The sequence below is a fragment of the Desulfovibrio mangrovi genome, assembly GCF_026230175.1.
In the GTDB taxonomy this organism is placed as follows: Bacteria; Desulfobacterota; Desulfovibrionia; order Desulfovibrionales; family Desulfovibrionaceae; genus Halodesulfovibrio; species Halodesulfovibrio mangrovi.
This window is the reverse complement of the sequence record NZ_CP104208.1, coordinates 1,633,457-1,650,886: the sequence shown is the minus strand read 5'-3', so window position 1 is coordinate 1,650,886 and position 17,430 is coordinate 1,633,457. Positions and strand designations below refer to the sequence as shown.

The 17,430-nt window shown below is 56.0% G+C and carries 14 protein-coding genes; 7 read left to right on the top strand and 7 right to left on the bottom strand.

The annotated features are described in order from the left end of the window. Positions 1-150: 150 nt before the first annotated feature. From N1030_RS07695 to N1030_RS07665, 7 genes are all read right to left on the bottom strand, one after another. A complete protein-coding gene (locus N1030_RS07695) occupies positions 151-876 on the bottom strand; it encodes a hypothetical protein (protein ID WP_265828682.1) in 726 nt (241 codons plus the stop codon). Between the two features lie 23 nt (positions 877-899). Continuing rightward, complete coding sequence (locus N1030_RS07690; RefSeq protein ID WP_265828681.1) at positions 900-1,340, bottom strand: alanyl-tRNA editing protein; 441 nt, start codon at positions 1,338-1,340, stop codon at positions 900-902. 89 nt (positions 1,341-1,429) lie between these two features. Beyond that, positions 1,430-2,560: a hypothetical protein gene (locus N1030_RS07685; RefSeq protein ID WP_265828680.1), complete on the bottom strand. Its 1,131-nt coding sequence runs from the start codon at positions 2,558-2,560 to the stop codon at positions 1,430-1,432. Between the two features lie 87 nt (positions 2,561-2,647). Beyond that, positions 2,648-3,823, bottom strand: coding sequence for a putative sulfate/molybdate transporter (locus N1030_RS07680; protein ID WP_265828679.1), 1,176 nt, complete (start codon positions 3,821-3,823; stop codon positions 2,648-2,650). Positions 3,824-3,950: 127 nt separating this feature from the next. Beyond that, positions 3,951-4,343 (bottom strand): response regulator, encoded by a 393-nt coding sequence (locus tag N1030_RS07675; RefSeq protein ID WP_265828678.1) that lies wholly within the window; start codon positions 4,341-4,343, stop codon positions 3,951-3,953. Between the two features lie 32 nt (positions 4,344-4,375). After that, the gene (locus N1030_RS07670) at positions 4,376-5,272 is read right to left on the bottom strand and encodes a homocysteine S-methyltransferase family protein (protein WP_265828677.1); all 897 of its coding nucleotides are present in this window, start codon (positions 5,270-5,272) and stop codon (positions 4,376-4,378) included. 23 nt (positions 5,273-5,295) lie between these two features. Beyond that, on the bottom strand, positions 5,296-6,264 hold the full coding sequence (locus N1030_RS07665) for a DMT family transporter (RefSeq protein WP_265828676.1): 969 nt from the start codon (positions 6,262-6,264) through the stop codon (positions 5,296-5,298). Positions 6,265-6,510: 246 nt separating this feature from the next. On the opposite strand from N1030_RS07665, the gene N1030_RS07660 reads away from it, so the two are divergent. From N1030_RS07660 to rarD, 7 genes are all read left to right on the top strand, one after another. Beyond that, positions 6,511-8,373: an ATP-binding cassette domain-containing protein gene (locus tag N1030_RS07660; RefSeq protein ID WP_265828675.1), complete on the top strand. Its 1,863-nt coding sequence runs from the start codon at positions 6,511-6,513 to the stop codon at positions 8,371-8,373. Continuing rightward, positions 8,370-9,656, top strand: coding sequence for an HlyD family type I secretion periplasmic adaptor subunit (locus N1030_RS07655; RefSeq protein ID WP_265828673.1), 1,287 nt, complete (start codon positions 8,370-8,372; stop codon positions 9,654-9,656). Before N1030_RS07660 ends, N1030_RS07655 begins: the two co-directional genes overlap by 4 nt. Positions 9,657-9,981: 325 nt before the next feature. Beyond that, the gene (locus N1030_RS07650) at positions 9,982-12,075 is read left to right on the top strand and encodes a HAMP domain-containing methyl-accepting chemotaxis protein (protein ID WP_265828672.1); all 2,094 of its coding nucleotides are present in this window, start codon (positions 9,982-9,984) and stop codon (positions 12,073-12,075) included. Positions 12,076-12,183: 108 nt separating this feature from the next. Then, positions 12,184-13,311, top strand: a complete 1,128-nt coding sequence (locus tag N1030_RS07645) for a hypothetical protein (RefSeq protein WP_265828671.1) — start codon at positions 12,184-12,186, stop codon at positions 13,309-13,311. Between the two features lie 72 nt (positions 13,312-13,383). Beyond that, positions 13,384-15,714, top strand: coding sequence for a hypothetical protein (locus tag N1030_RS07640; protein ID WP_265828670.1), 2,331 nt, complete (start codon positions 13,384-13,386; stop codon positions 15,712-15,714). A gap of 152 nt (positions 15,715-15,866) precedes the next feature. Beyond that, positions 15,867-16,421, top strand: coding sequence for a hypothetical protein (locus tag N1030_RS07635; RefSeq protein WP_265828669.1), 555 nt, complete (start codon positions 15,867-15,869; stop codon positions 16,419-16,421). A gap of 98 nt (positions 16,422-16,519) precedes the next feature. Then, positions 16,520-17,419: an EamA family transporter RarD gene (rarD, locus tag N1030_RS07630; protein ID WP_265828668.1), complete on the top strand. Its 900-nt coding sequence runs from the start codon at positions 16,520-16,522 to the stop codon at positions 17,417-17,419. Positions 17,420-17,430 lie beyond the last annotated feature (11 nt).

Here is a 17,430-nt window from a genome sequence, read left to right as displayed (position 1 = left end):
ACGTTTTGTGCAGAATTTCTTCGTAATGACTGTTTCCATGCACCGCCCTCTGGCGGATCTCATGAACGCATGGGCGAAAGTTTGTGATCCTGCCTGATGAACAAGTGAAAAGCCCCCGCATCATCTTGGTATGGTGCGGGGGCTTGTTGTCTACTGCACGATAGCTGTTTTGGAGGGAGCAACCGAGGGGTCGTATCCGAGCACCTCGGGAAGTCCGCTGCCAGTATAGCTCTTGCAGCCTTCTTCCGTGCATTCCACCGCCTCAATTACTTCGGCTTCCAGAATGCCTTCCGGCTGCGGGGCGGGTATGACGAGCAGTCTTGAGGATGAAGGGGCTTCGACGCTGGGTTTGAAACGGTAGCGCACGAGCCAGTCCCGCTTGCCGTCCTGATTCCAGTCCAGCAGGGCAACAAGGGTGTAGATGTCCGTACTGAACTCGCCGACAACCACTAGTGATGATTCGTTGATATTCAGTGCTTCGCCCGTCGAGGGCATGCTGGAATGCGTTACAGCCTCTATGACGTTGGCGCGTTCTTCAGCAGACCACATGAAGCGGAGCGAAAGACGATCATACAAATCCTTGCCATAGGACTTGGGCTGATACTCTCCTGCCGGAGTGGTGGTGCCGTGCAGCAGAATCGGCGTTTGTGGCGCCGGGGTTCCATCCTGCACCAGAATATTGCGTTTCGTCAGTTCCGGCAGAAAGCGTTTGGCGAACACGGCAAAGTCGGCTCCGTCCATGACCGTCAGCGGGGCGAGCGTCGGTATCTGGGTGGAGTTTGTTGCCGGGGTGGGGGCAGGGCGGTGTACGCAACCTGTCAGCATGCTCAGGCAGAGGCATGCGCAGAAAAGGGTGGCAGCGACGTGGTTTTTCATGGTTTTCCGTGTTTATTGGGAAGTTACTGTTCGAGCAGCTTGAACCGTAAGCGCAGGATGCCATCGGCATAATCATGGGAAATGATGGAAAAAGTTCCTACTTCCGCCGTGTTGGCAACATGTTCTCCTATGCAGGGGCAGGCGTCATAGTCTCCGATATGGACGATACGGATGGTCTGGATGGAATCATCCGGTAGTTTTCCGAGGTTGAATCTCGCAGCAGCGGCGGACTTGTCAAGAACCTCCTCGCGTACCGGTAAAGAGGCGCGCAACTGTTCGTTCACCCGTTTTTCAATTTCCTGTATTTCCGCATCGTTGAGAGGGTGACTAAACCGATAGTCGCATTTGGATTTTTTCTTGTTCAGGTGTGCCGAGAAACAACGTTCACAGCCGAACATGCGTACCATCGTCTGGTTGAGCACATGCTCTGCCGTATGCATTGGAGGATCGTAATCTTTGGCCATTGTGTGGTCCTTATGTAGAAACGGGTCTGCATCCGCCGTGGCGTATACAGACCCTGATGGCATGTTTGTTGTTATCCGTCTTGTTCCGGTTACAATGCGGCCTTTTTTTCCATGCGTTCGGCAAGGTCAAGCAGGTCTTCGTGCAGGGTCATGATGGCGGGGAATGCCCGTGGGTTGTCCTGCAGTCTGCGGTAGATCCATTGGGCGATATAAATATTCGTTCCGTCATCCTGCATAGCTACCCACTTGTATTTTCGCAATGCGTTGGCAAGCGATTCGCGGGTGCGTTCACGCTGTATGATCGCCTGCTGGTAGGTTTTGCCTGCGGCATCCATGGATACTTTGGCCTTGGAAATGGCTTTGGCGTCTTTGGGTTCAGCTTCAGTGCGTTCCTGATACTGGAGCAGGGTGACCTGGAACTTCTGGTTTGCTTCCAGAGCTTTTCTGGTGGCAATGTGCAGTGCCTCCACCCGGGGCATGGCGTCTTCCATGAGCACGCATGCGCGAAGCACACCGGCAGTGGCCTGAACTTTTACAGAGAGCAGGTGGTGCATCTCCTTGATTTCCATGCGGGTGAGCGTGCGTTCTTCGCCTTCAACGTTGCGGACCAGCTGTTTGGCTTGGGTCTGCAGCGCAGCCATGAAGCGGTCTGCGTAAAGATTGTAGAGGGCTTCGGCCATGGTAGGGTTCAGAATATAGCGCAGAACGCTTTGGCGTCCTTTTCCGATGTCGTCACCGGACCAGGTAAGCCCTGTCATTTCCACGCCATAGTGCATGTTCAGCATCTTGGTTCCGGCAACGACAATGCCGGTGTCGCCCTTGGCCGGTCCGCTGCCCGCGGGGTAATAGCTGTCCGCAAGATAGCGGGCCAGATCATCGATGAAATTGATGGTGATGACAGAGTCGTCCACCACTTTGGGCATGACGCGCCCCAGATTCTGGTCGCCGGAACCGGCTGAGCCGGAAGTAGTAGCAGTCTCCTGAGTTGCGGGTGCGGAGCCTGCTGCTGCGGGTGCATCGAGGGGGGCTTGCTGCAGCGCGGAGCCGCCGGCAGTGCCGACCGTGGCGTTGCCTGTGGCGTTTGTGACAGCCTGTGTGGGAAGCTGCAGACGCATTTGTCCCTGCTCAACAGGCGGAGGGGGGGGCGATGTCAGTTCGCGAGCGGTGTCGCGGAACATCCAGAATGCGCCTGCTGCAACAGCGCACAGCAGAATTATCAAAAGAAGCCTCTTGTTGCCCGAGGTTGGCTTCGGCGCCATGGTAAGCTTTTCAGGGTTCTGAACGTCTGACACATATCCCCCTAAGTGTTATATGCCGATGCGCCGGTGCTCAACGAACCGGCAGAGAAGAATGCCGACAAGAAAGGCAACGGCCAGATTAACGGTTATGGAAAGAATGAGCATGAAGAAGACGATAAACAGTCCGCTTCTTTCGGTCAAATCCCGGATTGTCAGGCAAAGTTCAAGGCCTGCCATGAGCAGCAGCACCCCAAGCACTGCCAGAGGCAGCAGGTGAAGGGCGTCTACAAGGGATGGGCCGAGCAGCACTGAGGCGGTTATGAACAGTCCGCCCGCGATGATGTTTGAGCCATTGGTTCTGGCGCCGAAGCGGTAGTGGGCGGCAAGGCCGCCTGAGCCATGGCACATGGGCATTCCGCCGAACAGCGATGAGGCGATGCAGGCTATGCCCATGGTGGTGCAGAGGGCTTTGGGAGTGACCCGTTCTTTTTCTTCCGGAAACAACTGGTGCGAGAGATCCGCATTGGCAAAGACGGCGTTTCCGATGGTCATGGGGAACTGGGGCAGCACCAGCATGGGCAGTGCAAAGGCGAAGTCGGCCCATGAAGGGAGCCCGAACGGCAGCAGGTTGGGGCCGTGGAATCCGATGGAAAAGGCTGCTCCCTTGATCAGCAGGCCGGTGATGAATCCGCCTCCCACCACCATGATGGCGGCGGGGTAGCGTTTGCTGTCGAGCAGGGTGAGGATGGCCGCAAGGGCAATGACTCCAAGTATGATACTCCAAGGCACGCCAAGCAGCGTATCCAGTCCGAGCTGGGGTTCGCTTACGGTTTTCTGCAGGCCGGATTCACCCAGAATGAGTTTCAACCCCTGCATGGCCAGAAGGCTGCCGGTGGAGACTTGCACTCCGCGTATGACCGGAACGGGGATGAAGCGTTTGAGGAAATTGAGCACCGGACCGTAAGTGGCGAGGAGCAGCAGTGCTCCGAGCCATATGCCGGAAGCGGCGATGACAGTGGCGGAAACGCCGGTTGCCACGGCGTAGGCGCCGACCGTTTTCATCGGCTGGACTGCTATGGGGGCCCGGTAGTATGCGCCGCCCAGAAGGTAGAAAAGGCCGACGCAGAGAAAGACTCCCACAGGATCCAGACCGTTTATCACGATCATGCCCAGCGCGAGCGGAAGCAGGGCTCCCAGATCGCCAAGTGAGCCTGCAAGCTCCATCCGGTCGAAACGAATAGCCAAAGTAAGCTCCTCGGGACAGACTTGGAAAGAGAACAAAGACCGTTTGTTGAAAACTCCCTCCACCTATCACTGCCCCCGACCGCTGTGAAGGGGATTTCTTTGGGATAGGGTACGGAAGAAGCGAATATTATTCAGTTCCCTCAGCTTGGGGTGGTAAAAAGCTTTGTAACGTGCTCACCAGACTTTCTCTTTCAACGGGTTTGCCGAGCAGAGCGTCGAAACCGGCAAGAAGCAGAGCCTCCCTGTCTTCCGGCAGCGAGTGGGCTGTCAGGGCGATGACGGGGATCTTGCAGTCCTGCCAGCGATCGTCTTTCCGAAACGCATGCAGAAGCGCACGACCGTCCATCACGGGCATTTCTATATCCGTGAGTATAGCATCGGGAATCGGCTCCGTGGCAAGGATCTCCAACGCCTCGCTGCCGTTGCAGGCGAGGCGGACTTCATATCCGTTCTTGCCGAGCATGTGGTTCAGCGTAATGCGGTTGAGAATATCGTCATCCACGACCAGTACAACTTTCATGCTGGTTCCTTATACACGTTGCTGCGCCTATATCATGCCAGCAGTTGTATGCCTTCGCGTGCGGTGCGGATGTACTCCGGCCCCACGCCGCAACAGCCGCCGAGAATGCGCACGCCCGAGGTGATCCACTTACGGGCCTTGGCCCTGTATTCTTCAGGAGTATAGGTATCTGCCGCATATTGGTTGGGAACGGGGGAACGGGAAGCGTGCGGTATTGTTCCCATGGGGCCGGTCCAATGTTGACGCAGCACTTCAAGGCAGGCGCCGATGTCGGCGGCCATGGTATGAGTAAAGCAGATGACCCGCAGCCCTACCGGCAGCAGTTGGGCCAGCGCCTGATCCAACAGGACGCCATCGGCCGAGAGTACCGGCTCCCGGCGTTCATTCAGGGAGCAGGAAAGACCGGCCCACAGGGCTATTCCCGCCTCCTTGGCACCTTCGAGCGCCAGTCTGCCCTGCGTGGTGTCATTGATCATTTCCACAAGAATAGCTTCAGCTCCGGCTGCGGCCAGCACCTGAGACTGCCGGGAGTGCTGTCTGCGCACCTCTTCAGGGGGGCGCGTTCCGTCGGGAACGATGGCGGAAACAGAACCGATGACATGCACCTGCCGTTTTGCGCCGACATTTTCTATGGCCTCGTAAGCAAGGCGCACGGCTGTCTTGTTGATTTCCTCCCAGCGCTCACCAAGGCCGTGGGCTTCAAGCATCATCGGAGAGGCCCGGAAGGTGTTGGTGATGAGTATGTCTGAGCCTGCGCGGACATAGTCTTCATGCACGGCGCGGACGAGGTCGGGCTGCTCCAGCACGGCCCGCGCACTCCAGCAGGGATCGTCCCCGTGCTGCAGGCCGCGGCGGGTCAGTTCGGTGCCGGTGCCGCCGTCGAGAAAGAGAAATTCACCGCTTTTCACACGATCATATAGAGTAGGCATAAGAGTGCTCCTTGGGGGAGACGTTAGAGTGCGGTTTCGCGTGCCGGTTCCGTTTGGGGACTTGCATCATATGATTCCGTCGATTCCGTTTTCGTGCATCCGGAAACGCCTTCTTCCTGTGGTGCGTTTCCTGATTTGTCGAAAACGATGAGTATGACGGCGACCAACACCAGAGCGCCTCCCATATAGCCGGACGGAGAAAGCAATTCGTCCCACCACCAGAGCGCCAGCAGGGCCGCAAGAACCGGCTCCGCGTTGGCAATGACGGCGACGCGCGTGGCTTCAAGGCGCTTCAGCCCTTCACAGTAGGCGTAATAGGCTCCATACGTGCATACAACGCCCAACACAAAAATGACAATGACTCCGGTAGCGCTGACGGCTGTGAATCTGACCCACGGCAGCAGCGCCACGGCACCTGCAGGCAGACTCCACATGTAGAGCGAGACTGAAGAGTAGCTGCGCAGGTACGCCTTTCCGAAGATGTAGTGCAATGAGTAGGTGAAACCGGAAAGCAGGCCGAAGAGTATGCCAGCCATGCTGACCGTGTTGCCTATGCCCCCGGAAAGACAGACAAGACCGGCTCCGCACATGGCCAGCGCCAGAGCCAGCGTTTTCAGGCGGGTGAGCGGCTCATGGAAGAATATGAATGAAAGAACGGCAACCCATGCCGGAGCCGTATACAGCAGGATGGAGGCCAGGGCGGCTCCTGCCCCCTGCACGGCAAGCTGATATGAGCCGAAGAACAGAGCCACGCCGACAAGACCGAAGATGAGGAAGACGGGAACGTCCTTGCCCCGTACCCGGACCATGTTGGTGCGCCGGGCGTGAATGCCGAACAGAAGACTGCCCATGGCTGCCCGCCAGAACGCCAGCTCAAGGGGCTCCATGCCTGCGGCAAGACCGAACTTGGCCACAGGGCCGAGCAGGGCCCACATGGCTGCGGCCAGAAGAACGAAGGCATAGCCTGCCAGATGTGGAGGTAGACTTATCATCGTAATATCTAACATGCTGTAAAGATGGAAAAACTGCAAGTGCAATCTCTGGATGCCGAGTGTTTTGGTTTAGTGTTGGTAAGTGTAATTAATTCAGGATGTTGCCTTTGTATGTTGGCGGCGGTGCGCTCGGTTTTCCATACTGGTACGGTGAAGAAGGGGATGCTTTGGTCCTCATGCGTTGCATCCGAGGCCGATGCGGTGTATCGTTGCAGGACTATTGACCATTGATGGAAAGGAGTGTCCGTGGGCGAACTCTTCAGACGCATGGCCCGACAGCCTGTCGCTGCTTTCGAATTGGTGCTGGCCACCTTCTTTGTCACGTTGCTCAATCTGGCATCTCCAATTTTTGTCATTCAGGTACTCAACAGATACGTGGCCTTCGGTTTTGACGGCACGTTGATAACGCTGACCTCCGGCATGGGGGTGGCCATCGTCCTGCTCTACGCCTTCAATGCCATACGTACCCGTCTTGCGGTTGTGGTGACGGGCGATGAGGATGATCGTCTGGCAACAGCGGGCCATGAAGCCATGCTCCGCATACGGGCGCAGGTCATGGGGCCCGAGGTGGCTCGTGTGGCGCAGGAGATTCCCCTCAGGGCGGCTACCATACGGGCGGCTTCTGAACCTTCCGCAGTATTGCAGATGCTGGATGCGCCCTTTGCCCTTCTCTACCTGTTTGCTGCCTTTCTTCTTTCTCCCCCTTTGGCGCTTATCGGTCTGACGGGCATGCTGCTGACGGCGGCTCTCAACCGCTGGAGCAACGACCATCAGGCATTGCTCGCGCGGGATGTGGACAGGGAGGAGGCTGAAAAACGTCTCCTGACGGCTTCGGTCCTCGCTGGGAGTGATGCTGTCCGCGTTTTCAGAGGGGCAGGATTTGTCCGGCGTATCTGGGGCGAGAAGAATGCGGTACTGGATACCCTTCGCTTTGCCTTGACCCTTTCCCGCGAGAAAGGGCGTTCGGCGTCTTCGGTGATCGCCATGCTGCAGAGTGTGGGCGTCTATTCCATCGGCGCCATGCAGGTTGTAAACGGGGACATTACGGTGGGTGTGCTCATCGGTGTGAATATTCTTACCGCCCGTGCCCTGAGTGCCGGAAGCGGTCTTGCCTCCTCTCTTTCTCTGTCAGCACGGGCGCGTAGTGCACGGCAGGATATTCTTCGTTTCATTTCGCTGCCACAGGAAGCACGTTCAGGCACGGCACTTCAGAACTTCAGCGGCAAGCTGGAGATTCGCGATGCAGCATTCGGCTGGCCCGGAAGTCGTTCGCCTTTGTTCGAATCGCTTTCCATGACATTGGAACCGGGGATGCTGACTGTGGTGCAAGGGCCCAACGGGGCCGGAAAGACCACCTTTGCCCGCATGCTTGCCGGACTTGTCGATCCGGCGCGTGGCGATATTGTCGCTGATGGCGTAACCCTGAGCCAGATAGCGCCGGAGTGGTGGCGCAAGCAGATCAGCTACCTGCCGCAGGAGGCGGTTCTCTTCCCTGCAACGTTACGTGAGAATATCTGTCTGGGGTTGGAGGAACCGGATGAGGCAAGTCTGAACCGCGCCATCAACGAAGCGGATCTTTCCTCGTTTCTGTTTTCCCGACAGGAAGGCATTGAACTCATGCTGGAAGACGCGGGGCGTTCATTGTCCGCGGGTATCAGAAAGCGCATGGCGCTGGCCCGTGCCCTGATGACGAATGGCAGGGTGGTGATTCTTGATGAACCCACGGAGGCGCTCGATAAGCCGGGGCGTCAGGCCGTGTTCCGTTGTGTCGTCCGCATGCTCAGGGAGGGGCGGACCATTATAGTAATTTCCGCCGATCCCGGATTTGAACGACTGGCAGGGCAGAAGCTTGATCTGGGCAGCAAGCCCGTACCGCAGGTGGTGCGCAGGACCAGACAGGAAGCCGGAACACCCATTGAGCAGGTTTCCGGCATCGGTTCTGCGGCATCGGGCGTATCGCAGTCCGCTCCTTCGGTGGTCGTTCAGGCTCCTTCTCCGGCCGGAGTGTCTCAAGGAGGGGATAACGGCGGGGCTGCATCTGCGACCGGTGCGCCAAAGGATGTTTCTGCAACGCCCGCGCCTGGTTTTGAGAAGGAGACGGACGAATGAGTAATTCCGCGCCGCAGTTGCAGTTGGATTCCACGACACGCGCCTTTCTGTGGGTTTGCATTGCAGGCTGCATTGCCTTTCTCGTGTGGGCAAGCATCGGCAGGCTGGATATTGTGAGCATGGCGGAGGGCGAGGTGGTGCCTTCTTCGCTGGTTAAGCGGGTGCAGCATCTGGAAGGCGGCATTATCCGTGAGATCAAGGTGCGCGAGGGCGAGGTCGTCACGCAGGGGCAGGAGCTTGTGGAGCTTGAGGGGACGCAGCAGGGCTCTTCCGTGGAAGAGGTGCGCGTCCGGCTTTCTTCCCTTCAGGTGGATCTCATCCGTTATCAGGCCATGGCCGATATGGCTCGGGAGCTTGTCATGCCTGTTGAGATCGAGGCAACGCTGCCGGAGAAAGTGACGGCGGCACGCGAACTGTTCGCTTCATCCATGGCGACCCTCGCAGGTCAGTTGGCGGAATATCGCCAGCAGGTAATTCAGACCGAACAGGACGTGCGCAGCGTGACTGTGCGAATCAGCAAACAGCGAGACGCCCTTGTTCTCCTGCGGAAGGAACTGGGGATTACCGAGCAGCTTTTCAAGGAACAACTGGCCACGGAACTCAAATATATCCAGCTGCAGCGTGAGGTTACCAACCTTGAGAGCCGTATCGAACAGGACAAGGCGAATTTGGGTAAGATGCGGGCGCAGTATGTTGAGGCTGTTGCGGCGGTTGAGAGAGTGGAGTCCCAGTTCCGTGAAAAGGCCAGACAGGATCTGCGCAAGGCGCAGCAGGAATATGACGAGCTTTCCGAGCGCATGAAGAAGTTTGAGGATACCCTCAAGCGCACTGTGCTGCGTTCTCCGGTGGATGGCGTGGTAAAACAGCTGGCCTTTGCGGCCCCGGGCGAGGTGGTTGAGCCCGGAGGAACCGTGATGACCATTGTGCCCACGAGCGATAAACTTGTGGTTGAGGCGCATTTGCCCATTAACGATATCGGCTATGTCGCCCTTGGGCAGAACGCTCGTATTTCCCTCACTTCGGCGGATGCCAGACGATTCGGGCGCATCAATGGCACCGTGGTGCGTATTTCGCCCGACGTGGTGGTGGATAGGCAGGGAAATACCTATTACAAGGTGCGCATCGAGACTGATGATTCCTGCTTTGAGCGTGAAGGCAACCGTTACTGCCTCTACCCCGGCATGATTGTCGCCTGCTCCATACATACCGGTTCCCGAACGGTGCTGGAGTACATCCTTTCCCCCTTCATGTCGTCCCTTACCTTCTCCATGCAGGAACGCTGAGTTCCTGTCTTTTTCCCGCTTACCTGATACTCTGGAACGCATTTTTCAACGGTGCGTCATCCGCAGGCTGAGGGGGATTTTCCCGTGCGTCCCGCATACGCTGCGACAACTCCTTATAACCTCCTGCCTTTTTGATGTGGGCGCTGCTTTGATGGAAGCCGTCTTTGTCATTGTTCAACGAAAATGGCAGTTAGACTGCATTATACAATAGATTATTTTTTATTTCTGATTCTTTTCATGACTAGGCATATCATATACGGTGCCAGTGTGGTGAATGCTTGTTGACTCGATAGTGTTTATCTTTTTTGGCACTGGAGTAATGAATATGAAAAATCTCAAGCTTTCCTGGAAGCTGGCCCTGGGCTTTGGAGTGCTGATTGCTCTGACCGTGATTGTGGCCTGGGTTGGATTGAGCGGTATCTGGGGGATCGAAAACAGGGTTGGAAAGGCGGATGACATGAACCGCCTGGTCAAACTGGTTCTGGATGCACGCATTCAGGAAAAGAATTTCATCATCCGCAGGGATGAGGAGTCACGTAAGAAACACGATGAGACGGTGACTTTCATACGGCAGCAGATTGCGGACAGCAGGGTGAAATTCAGTGATCCGGTGAACCTGAAGCAGATGGATGACGTGCTGGCTTCAGTGGATAGATACGCCGCAGCCTTCCAGCAGTATGCAAAGGAAAGCGATGCCCGCAAGGTTGTTATGGAGAAGATGCGTGAGAACGCCCGTACTGCGCTTGCCGGTGCCGAGGATATTCGCATCAATCTCAAACAGCAGTTGGAACGTCTGCGTTCATCGGGGGCATCCTCCGCGCTGGTGGATGTGAAGCTCCAGAATGCTGACGATGCCAACGATTTAGTCAAACTGTTTCTTGACGTCAGAAAGAACGAGAAGGAGCTGATTATCTCGGCTGACGTCAAATACCAGAAAGCTGTGGATGAAGGTGTCGGCAAGATTCTGGCCCTCGCAGAGGGATTGCGCTCCCGTCTTGAGAGCAGGGAAAACCTGAACTCTGTGGATTCCCTCAAGACGGCGATCACGTCCTACCATGATGAATTCCGTTCCTATCATGCCATGATGCAGGAACAGGAAAAGGCCAACGCCGTCATGATCGCCTGCGCCAGAGAGGCCAGAACCATCTGCGAGGAGGCCCGCACCAACCAGAAGGAAAAGATGGAAGCACAGATCCAGTCTTCCGTCACCATCATGGGCATGGCAACCCTGCTCGCCATTCTGTTTGCCTGTGTTCTTGGCGTCTTCATTACCCGAGGTATCACCGTTCCTCTGTCCAAGGGAATCGTTTTTGCCCAGCTTCTGTCGCAGGGTGATCTCAGGGCGACGGTTGACGTGCATCAGAAGGACGAGGTGGGCATGCTTGCCGATGCGTTGCGCGCCATGGTGGGCAGGCTCCGTGAGGTTGTAGGCGAGGTGCAGAGTGCTGCGGAGAATGTCTCTTCCGGCAGCGAAGAGCTGGCCGCATCCAGTACAAGCATGTCTCAGGGCGCGACCGAGCAGGCCGCTGCAGTTGAGGAGATATCTTCCTCCATGGAAGAAATGGCTTCAAACATTCGTCAGAATGCCGAGAATGCGGTGCAGACCGAGCAGATGTCCCTCAAGGCGGCCAAGGATGCAGAAGAGGGCGGCAAGGCTGTGGCGCGTACCGTGGAAGCCATGAACAAGATTGCCGAGAAGATATCCATTATCGAGGAAATTGCCCGTCAGACCAACCTGCTTGCCTTGAACGCGGCTATTGAGGCGGCCCGGGCCGGTGAGCACGGAAAGGGATTTGCCGTTGTGGCATCCGAAGTGCGCAAGCTGGCAGAACGTTCCGGCGAGGCCGCTGCCGAGATCAGCGAGTTGTCTTCCTCCAGTGTGGAAGTGGCACAGGCTGCCGGTGAGATGTTGCGCAAGATCGTGCCCGATATTCAGAAGACCGCAAACCTTGTGCAGGAAATCGCCGCAGCGAGCAATGAGCAGAATTCCGGTGCTGAGCAGATTAACAAGGCCATTCAGCAGTTGGATACCGTGGTGCAGCAGAATGCTTCGGCATCGGAGGAAATGGCGTCGACTTCGGAAGAGCTGGCCTCGCAGGCGGAGCAGCTTATGCAGAACATTGCCTTCTTCAAGATCAACCAGCATGGGGGGGGCGAAACGGGCAGAGGTATGGCTCCCCGTCAGGTGAAGGTCAGTGTTGCCCCTGCTTCCAGGCTTTTCGGCAATAAACCGTCTGCTCCGGCAAGGTTGGCTGCTTCTTCGGGTTCCAATGGCTCCAATGGTTCTAATGGTTCCAACGGTTCTAACGGGTCCAACGGGTCTCATAGAGCCCATGGTTCCAATGGTTCCAATGGCTCCGGCGCTGGCATTTCACTGGATATGAAGGAGGCTTCGGACGCAGATTTCGAACGCTTCTAAGCTTCTCATGATATGGCAAAAAGCGCTCACCGACGGTGGGCGCTTTTTTTATTTTTTCCCCGGCGCTTTTCATTGCCCGAATTGGAAGTTGGGGCTAGTGTGCAACACATGAGCTTGCTGAAGATTACAGAAGAAAACGAAAAGGTTATCCGCTTCGTTCCAAGCATGGTGCCTGTGGTTGCCATGGTCTGCTGCCTTGTCATCGGTGCCGTTTTTGCTGCTGCCGCAGTTATGAAGGGCCGCGATCCTCTGCAACTGGTTGTGCTGCTTATGGCCGCCTGTGCGTTTTTGCTTACGGCCATCCTTGTTAGAAGCCAGAAGCGGGCCTACGAGGTGAACATGGTCGATAAGGCCGTGTATGTCATGGGGCGTCAGCAGCCGGATATCTATGTGATTCCCTTCAGCGAGATTGCCGCGTTGCGTGTTGTCAGAAGGGTGCGCATGGTGGAAGTTTCCATGCATGACAGGAAGGAAGAGCTTGTCCATTCCTCGAAACGTCCCGGCAGGCCGGAGTTTTCTTTGGATATTCTCAGACGCGATTCCGGATATGAAACCATGGATAAGTCCATGGCCTCTCAGGAAATTGTGCAACTGGTAAACTTGTTGGCCGACCGTACCGGTCTGGCTGTGGTTGACGATGCCGGCCTCGGAGTCGCCCGTGAGGCTGTAGCCCGATATGAGGCTGAGCCCGTTGATGTGCCAGAATCTCCGTCTCCGGGTTCCGTGATACGATTGGGGCAGGGCAGGCGAGTCAATTCGTTTGTCTGGACACTTTCGCCGGGGGCTATCGTGCTGGGGCTGATGGGACTTGTCGGCATCGGCATGTTGGGCGTGGGGGCCTTGGGGATTCTTGAATTCCTCAAGGAAGATGGCAACCACTGGGTTGCTGTGGCTGCGACCATGGTGGCTGGCGTTCTTGCCTACCAGATTTCGTGGCGTTTTCTGCATGGTGCCCTGTGCAACGGGTATGTGACTCTGGGCAATGGGGAAATGCAGTGTGGCTATTATTGCATGGATAATGACAATGAGGCTTTTTCCATCCCGTTGCAGGACATTGTCACTTTCAGGGTGGTTGCTCCCCGTTACCGCCGCTGCGTTCTGGAGGTGCTGACCCGTGACGGAAAGAGCCGGATTGTTGCACGATTGAATCCCGGCCTGTTTCCCTTGACTGTGGGAGACCTGCACTGGTTGAACGCCCGTCTTTCCCTTGCTTTGCAAAAGGCCGGAGCCGCTTAATCCATTTCAGCCTTTTTGATTTTTTATAGCTTCTTCTTGCAGGGCTGCCTGATGCCGCGTTACTGTTAAGATATGAAGCTGCACCCCTGTTTTCCATTTCAGCCCATACGCATTTTCCTGTGCCTGCTTGTCCTTCTGGCTATTACGGCTTTTGAGGCACATGCAGCCTACAGGGTATTGCAGCTCAACTCCTACCATCCCGAATTTCCCACATCCACCCTGGTCCAGTCAGGTGCCATGTCCGTTTTTGCTTCGGTCGGCATGGAGATGGATGTGGAGTATCTCGACACCAAACGCCATCCGGAAGAAGAGCTCTCAGAACTCAAGGCTCGGGAGCTGGACTTCAAGTTGCAGAGGCGCCGCAAGTACTCTGCTGTTCTCACTTCCGATGACAATGCCCTCAGGTTCGCTCTGAAACATAAGGATACGCTTTTCAGGGGCCTGCCCATCGTCTTCTGCGGGGTGAATGACGTTGAATTTGCCCTGTCAATGAACGCTGAGCCCAGAGTGACCGGCGTTATCGAAGCCGTATCCATGCGCCCCACCATGGACCTTATGTTTACCCTTTCTCCCGGTGTGAAGAGAATCGTTGCCATAACGGACGCAACTCCGAGTGGTCAGGGAGACTTGCGCTCTTTTCTGCTGCAGAAGAGTGTTTACGGTCCCGAAAAGATGGATGTTTTGGATTTGAGTTACTTTTCGTGGAGCGAACTTGATCTGCGTCTGCATCATTTGCAGGATGATACGGCCGTGCTGCTTCTTTCGGCGTATGGAGATGTACAGGGGGTGCGGCACGATTTTGAAACTGCAATGGAGAGGATTGTTTCGGCCAGCCCTGTTCCCGTGTACCACCTTTGGCGGCACGGCATAGGTCAGGGGCTCGTGGGCGGGATAGTCGTCAGCCATTTCCATCAGGCCCGGGCTGCGGCGCTGATTGTGCTGGATATTTTGCATAATGACCAATCGCCGGGGAGTATTCCGGTAACGGATAAGAGTCCCAATGTCTGCATGATGGATGTCTCCCTTATGACGAAGTGGGGCTTGGATGTTTCCCGTCTGCCGGAGGGGACTGAACTGGTCAATCGGCCTCCCGGAATACTTGAGAGACTGTTCGGTAACCTCACGGTGGCGTTTGCCATCGTCGGTGGATTGTTGGTGCTGATTTTCTGCATGGCTGTCTATATTGTTTCCAGGCGCAGGCGCTATTATGGCCGTGTGGAATTGATGAACAAACTGGAAGACGCCTACAGGGGCGTGCAGGATTCTCGCGAGTACCTCAAGTCCATTCTGAATGTGCTTCCTGCCGGTTTGGTGCTCCTGAATTGTGACGGCGACATTGTGGATTGGAACCGCAGGGCGAAGAAGTGGGCTGCTGTGCCGGATATGCTGGAACAGGGGCGGAATTTCTTTGCCGCCTTCTCCTCCCTGCCGATATCTCCTTCGCAGCTTGATGTTGTAATGGCCCGCATGGAAATGCTGCATCTTTCCAATTGCCCGGTAACTCTTAACGGGGTGACGCTCTATGCGGATATCATGGTGTATCCCATCCATTCATCAGAGGGAGACCGGGCTGTTGTGCGTTGTGAGGACGTAAGCGGGCAGGTGCGCATGGGCGAGTACATGATGGGGGCCGAGTGGCTGTTTTCTCTTGGCCGTGTGACCGCAGGGCTCATGACTGCCGTCAATAATCCTCTTTCAGCCGTGCTGCAGGATGTGCAGAATGTTCAGCGCAGGCTGGGGGGGCAATTGGAAGAGAATGAGAACGCGGCCCGTATGTGCGGATGTTCCATGGATTCAATTACCACATACTGCGGGCGAAGAGGCGTTACGGCAATGCTGCAGGGAATACGAACTGCCAGCGAGCAAATGGCCACGCTTGTTTCTGAGCTGGCGATCTTCGTGAATGAAGAGCAGAACGAATTTGCCAATGTGAATTTGCCCGCGCTCCTCCGCAAGGTTGCCATGCTGGCAACCACCGAATCGGAACTGGGAGTCAGTGAAGGGGGGACCGGCTTGCTTCTTCTCTATACGGGAGAAGAGCTTCCTGATGTGGTATTTGTCAGGGAGGAGCTGGAACTTGCGCTGTTGAGCCTGCTTAAGTGGCATGTAAAGGCCTGTGTCGATGCAGGGCGTACGGAAAACGTACAGGTCGGCATATCCGCAAAACAGTCTGCAGATGGCTTCAGCATTTCTGTGTATAATCCGGTAATGGAATACAGTGAAGTCCTGCAGGTTCTTCCCGAGGCGTTTACCAAGCGGCAGATGCGGCTTGTACCATACATGGGCGCTGAGCTGACCTTGGTGTATCTTCTTGTGGCGCTGCGGCATAACGGTTCGTTGGATGTGGAACCGCATGCTGAAGGCGGCGTGACAACCGCGCTGCATTTCCCTGTTATCGCCTGACTGAGAGGGGGCTGTCTGCATTGTCGCAATGCGTTCCCGGCGTGGCTACGCTCAAGGGGGCTATACACTCATGGCTATTTGCGTATAATGCATTCACCCTGTAACGCTGGTATGACAGGGCAATATCATTCTGCAACGCTGGAGGAATCCGAATGCTTAATCCCACAGAGTGCATCCTGTACAGCGGTGGTGCTCGCGGAACCGAGACCTGTTTTGGAGAAACGGCTGAGAAGTACGGGCTTCAGGAAGTTAACTACAGCTTTGAAGGACATAAGGTTGACCGCACCAGAGGCGTGAGGGTGCTTACCAGCGAGGAACTCGCGCTGAAGGACGTGAGCCTGACCTACGTTTCACGTCTGATGAGTCGTAACTATTCCACTGCCCCGCTGTTCCGCAAGGTGCTCCAGTCCATTTGCTGGCAGGTTTCCAGCGGTCATGAAGTGTTTGTTGTGGGGGAGATTCAGGCGGATGGTACCGTAAAAGGTGGTACTGGCTGGGGTGCCGAGTTTGCAAAAATCTGCAACAAGCCCCTGTACGTGTTCGACCAGATTCAGAGCCGCTGGTTCAAGTGGGAGAAGGATGCATGGGAGCACGTTGAAAATCCCGTTATTACCCATCGCCACTTTACTGCAACGGGCACCCGTTTTCTGGATGAAGAAGGCGTGGAAGCCATCGAATCCCTTTTTGCCCGGTCGTTTGCGAAATAGCGCCATATTGTGAATGCAACGCCGGAACCCGTAAGGCTTCCGGCGTTTTTTTGTTCGGGCTGAGCTCTGCATCGGCCCTGTCAGGAGAGTGTGATTCAATGAATCCGGAATCCGGAAAAAAGGTTCCCTCAGGCATGATCGCCGCGTGTGGGGCTTTTGTCATGTGGGGGTTGCTCCCGCTTTACTGGAAGATGCTCGGCGAGGTGCCTGCCACAGAGATTCTTTGTCATCGAATTCTGTGGTCTGCCGTCTTTGTCGGCGGTATTGTTACGATCACTTCCCGTTGGGCAGAACTGGCCAAGGCACTGCGTTCTCGACGTACTCTGCTGACCATGACCTGCAGCAGCGTTCTCATCGGGATAAACTGGTGGCTGTATATCTGGGCGGTCAATAGCGGGCATGTTCTCGAAACCAGCCTAGGTTACTATATAAATCCGCTTGTGAACATCATGCTGGGGTTTCTGTTCTTCCGCGACCGCCTGCGCCCTTTGCAACTGGTGGCTATCGCTCTCGCTGCGGGGGGGGTGATCTATCAATTGGTGCAATTCGGCAAGCTGCCGTGGGTGGCCCTGAGCCTTGCTTTTTCTTTCAGTTTCTACGGGCTGCTGCGCAAGATTGCATCTGTGGAATCCATTCCCGGGCTCATGTTTGAAACCCTTGTTCTGACGCCCATTATAGTCTGTTATCTGTTGTTTTTGCATATGCAGGGCGGTGGTGCCTTCGGAAGCATGGGGTCGGGTACGGACTTACTGCTGGCAGGCGCCGGTGTCGCCACGTCGCTTCCGCTTGTGGGTTTTGCCTACGGAGCAAGGCGGATCAGGCTGATCACTCTCGGATTGCTGCAATATGTAGCGCCAAGCATAGCCTTTCTTCTGGGGGTGTTCGTGTTCAAAGAGCCCTTCAGCGTGGATCACCTGATTACTTTCGGTTGTATCTGGTCCGCGCTCCTGCTGTATTCCGGTGAGGGAATGCTGAAAAGCAGAGGGTGGTTGCGCTGACTTTTGGGCAT

Excerpts from the sequence above, each read along its gene's own strand:
- N1030_RS07695 (WP_265828682.1), bottom strand. The coding sequence starts at position 876 with ATGAAAAACCACGTCGCTGCCACCCTTTTCTGCGCATGCCTCTGCCTG.
- N1030_RS07690 (WP_265828681.1), bottom strand. The coding sequence starts at position 1,340 with ATGGCCAAAGATTACGATCCTCCAATGCATACGGCAGAGCATGTGCTC.
- N1030_RS07675 (WP_265828678.1), bottom strand. The coding sequence starts at position 4,343 with ATGAAAGTTGTACTGGTCGTGGATGACGATATTCTCAACCGCATTACG.
- N1030_RS07670 (WP_265828677.1), bottom strand. The coding sequence starts at position 5,272 with ATGCCTACTCTATATGATCGTGTGAAAAGCGGTGAATTTCTCTTTCTC.
- N1030_RS07665 (WP_265828676.1), bottom strand. The coding sequence starts at position 6,264 with ATGATAAGTCTACCTCCACATCTGGCAGGCTATGCCTTCGTTCTTCTG.
- N1030_RS07655 (WP_265828673.1), top strand. The coding sequence starts at position 8,370 with ATGAGTAATTCCGCGCCGCAGTTGCAGTTGGATTCCACGACACGCGCC.
- N1030_RS07650 (WP_265828672.1), top strand. The coding sequence starts at position 9,982 with ATGAAAAATCTCAAGCTTTCCTGGAAGCTGGCCCTGGGCTTTGGAGTG.
- N1030_RS07645 (WP_265828671.1), top strand. The coding sequence starts at position 12,184 with ATGAGCTTGCTGAAGATTACAGAAGAAAACGAAAAGGTTATCCGCTTC.
- N1030_RS07640 (WP_265828670.1), top strand. The coding sequence starts at position 13,384 with ATGAAGCTGCACCCCTGTTTTCCATTTCAGCCCATACGCATTTTCCTG.
- N1030_RS07635 (WP_265828669.1), top strand. The coding sequence starts at position 15,867 with ATGCTTAATCCCACAGAGTGCATCCTGTACAGCGGTGGTGCTCGCGGA.
- rarD (WP_265828668.1), top strand. The coding sequence starts at position 16,520 with ATGAATCCGGAATCCGGAAAAAAGGTTCCCTCAGGCATGATCGCCGCG.